The 3,009-nt window shown below is 51.8% G+C and carries 5 protein-coding genes; 2 read left to right on the top strand and 3 right to left on the bottom strand.

Annotation, left to right across the window (positions count from 1 at the left end):
- Positions 1-24 precede the first annotated feature (24 nt).
- The 3 genes from AC1HCM_RS04360 to kdsA are packed head-to-tail and all read right to left on the bottom strand — an operon-like array spanning position 25 to position 1,826.
- Positions 25-165, bottom strand: coding sequence for a hypothetical protein (locus tag AC1HCM_RS04360; protein ID WP_479460557.1), 141 nt, complete (start codon positions 163-165; stop codon positions 25-27).
- A 29-nt stretch (positions 166-194) separates the two neighbouring features.
- Positions 195-1,001 (bottom strand): hypothetical protein, encoded by an 807-nt coding sequence (locus AC1HCM_RS04355; RefSeq protein WP_479460556.1) that lies wholly within the window; start codon positions 999-1,001, stop codon positions 195-197.
- Positions 1,002-1,025: 24 nt separating this feature from the next.
- Positions 1,026-1,826 (bottom strand): 3-deoxy-8-phosphooctulonate synthase, encoded by an 801-nt coding sequence (gene kdsA / locus AC1HCM_RS04350; protein ID WP_479460555.1) that lies wholly within the window; start codon positions 1,824-1,826, stop codon positions 1,026-1,028.
- A 51-nt stretch (positions 1,827-1,877) separates the two neighbouring features.
- Between kdsA and AC1HCM_RS04345 the strand changes: the two genes are divergently transcribed.
- Entirely contained in the window at positions 1,878-2,183 is a 306-nt protein-coding gene (locus AC1HCM_RS04345; RefSeq protein WP_479460554.1) for a hypothetical protein, read from the top strand.
- Positions 2,180-2,938 (top strand): tetratricopeptide repeat protein, encoded by a 759-nt coding sequence (locus AC1HCM_RS04340; protein ID WP_479460553.1) that lies wholly within the window; start codon positions 2,180-2,182, stop codon positions 2,936-2,938. Before AC1HCM_RS04345 ends, AC1HCM_RS04340 begins: the two co-directional genes overlap by 4 nt.
- Positions 2,939-3,009: the final 71 nt, after the last annotated feature.

Below are 3,009 nucleotides of genomic sequence, written 5' to 3'. Positions count from 1 at the left end.
GAGAGAGTACATACCCCTATTTTATCAGGGTTCGGTAGGTTCGTCGGGAACGGTATGGTCTATCTTCTGGTCCGGGCAGAGCCTCCTCGGTTCCCAGTCTGGGTGAACATCAGGGTCAAAGGGCTCTCCAGGACCCGTCGGTTCTATCTTGGGCTTCTCCTCCATAGCAAAACCCTCCTTACATCTAAATATAGTCACCAGAGGCTGAGATTAAAGAGGAGGTCTATCGCCTCCTCCTCAAGGGTTCTATCCACCCCTCCGCTTCCAACACTCGTGAGCTTTATGCCCTCTATCTCAGCGGGAGGTGGGGGTAGAGGAGAGCTGTCAGCCTCCGGAGGGCTCGCCAGATAAACAAGCCTCTCGTTGTCCTTCTTTATTGAGAGCCCGTAAGACTTCAGGAAGGCGTTTCTCCACACAACTATGAAGAGCTTGAGGAAGAAGGAGAGGCTGGTAGGTCTGTAGCTCGGGTGGGGCTTGTACTTCTCGGGCTGACGGATGCCCTCCAGCTCCATCTTCTTGATTATCCTCTCCACCTGCTCGGGCTCTGGGTGCTTTATGTCCGGCCATCCAAAGACCTCCGGTGCCTTCCTGCCGAGCTTGAATACCCAGGATGTGAGTCGGGTGAACTCCTCAGCTGGCGGGACGAGAACGTATCTGAACTCCCTCTGACCGAACTCAACCCTCTCGGGAAGATCGCCGACTATCCTTATCAGGGACCTCGGTCCCTCCTTCCTGAGTATGTCCTCTATCTCATAGAACCCTATGTACTCGCTCTTCCAGAGGGATATGAGTATGGGCTCCCTGCCGAGACCAAAGGGCATCAACCTTATCCCCGAGAGAACGAGCCTCTCCCTCCTCGTCCTTCCGGCAAGCCAGAGGTATTTGTCTAAGTATATCTTGAACTCCCTCGGACTTGATAGAAGGCGCTCCCACCCTTCCCTGCTTACCTCAATCGGGTCAACTATACCCACAAAGTTGAAGGGGAGCCTGAGTTCTCCCATTACGAACTTTGAATATATACCCTTTTAACCAACAGGCACACCCCTGTACTTCTGGGCAACATCCCTTATCTCAAGGATAGCTTCAACGACGAAGGCTAAGTCCTTAAGGGGTATCTGGTTCGGTCCGTCGGAGAGAGCCTCCTCGGGATTTGGATGGGTTTCCATGAAGACGCCATCGCACCCTACAGCAACGGCAGCCCTCATAAGGGGAAAGGCAAACTCCCTCTGTCCTCCAGACCTGTTTCCCATCCCTCCGGGCAGCTGGACGCTGTGGGTAGCATCAAATATGACCTTCGCAAACTGAGACATTATGGGGAGGCTCCTGAAGTCAACAACGAGGTTGTTGTAGCCAAAGGACACCCCCCTCTCGGTGAGGAATATATCCCTTGCTCCTCCGTGTCTGAGCTTCTCAACTATGTTCTTTGTATCCCAAGGGGCAAGGAATTGACCTTTCTTAACGTTGACAGCCTTCCCGGTACGGGCGGCAGCGAGAAGGAGGTCCGTTTGCCGGCATAGGAAGGCGGGGATCTGAACTATATCAACCACATTACCCACAGGTTCAGCCTGCCAGCTCTCGTGTATGTCGGTCGTTACCTTGAGTCCGAACTCCTCCTTGACCTTAGCGAGTATTCGCAGACCCTCCTCAAGCCCCGGTCCTCTGAAGGAGGAGATTGATGACCTGTTTGCCTTATCAAAGGAGGACTTGAAGACAAACTCAACGTCGGGGAACCTGTCGGCGAGCTCACGGAGCCTCTGGGCAACGGTTAGGACAACGCCTTCGTTCTCTATAACACAGGGACCTGCTATAAAGGTAAACTCTTTCATACCCCAATTCCTCCTATATAATACTAATCCCGGACCTACCGGGAGGGAAGGATGATACACGAGCATCAGATAGAGAAGATCAAGGGAAAGTTCTTTACCGAGGAAGAGCTCAGGAAGGACATAAACCTCTTCAATCTAATCAAGGATATAAAGGACAGGATAAGGGAGGAGGTAAGGGAGCATTTCAAGAAAACAGACCAGGAGTTCAATTACCTCCAGCAGGTTACCGACAACTACGGAATCCTCGTACGGGTTGTCAGGGACAAGGAAACGGGCAGGATTTACTACTTCTACTACTTCAAGCATCGGATACCTTACAGAGAGTATTATTTTTATAAGGAGGAAGAGGAGGAATGAAGAGGCTTTTTCTCTTTCTGGTCGGAATCTCAATAATCGCCTGCGCTCCTGTATCGGAGAAGCCTGACAGGGTTGCGGAGATAGAGATAAAGCTGACACGTCTTGAGGAAAAGCAAAAGAGCCTCAAAGAGGACATAGACAGAACGAACGAACGGATAGACAGGCTTACGGAGCTCATATCGGAGCTCAGACTTGAGCTTGAGAGGATAAAGCTGAAGCTCTTCACGGGGGTGTCTGAACACGAAAGCCCTCCAAAGGAAGGCTCGGAGGTTGTGCGTGTTGAACCCAAGAAGCTCCCTCCTGCGGAGGAGCTGAAGCCTCCTGCAGAAGAAGGTAAGAAGGTGGAAGAGGAGAAGCCCGAAGAGGATGCGGAGGCAGCCTACAAGAAGGCTATTGAGCTTTACAGCGTTAAAAAGCTCTACGAGGCGAGAGATGCCTTCTTGGACTTCATAAGGAGATTTCCCGAGAACAAGTACACCGACAACGCCTTTTTCTGGATAGGGAAGATATATCAGGAGCTGGGTGACCCAAAGAGGGCGGAGGAGATATACACAAGCCTCGTTGAGAAGTGTGAAAAGGGAAAGCTGCCTGACTGCAACAAGCTCCCCGACGCCTACTATCAGCTCATGAGGATAAGCCTTGACAGGGGGGACGTTGCCAAGGCTAACGAGTACTACTCTATCTTAATAGAGAGGTTCCCAACCTCGGACGCAGCGGTCAGAGCGAGAGAGCAGAAGGTCTTAATGGGAGAGTGAGAAGGCATGAAGGTACCCAAGCACATAGCGATAATAATGGACGGCAACGGAAGGTGGGCAAGGCGCCAAGG

Source organism: Hydrogenivirga sp., from assembly GCF_056450045.1.
The sequence above is the reverse complement of the archived record's forward strand: the minus strand, read 5'-3'. Positions and strand labels throughout refer to the sequence as shown.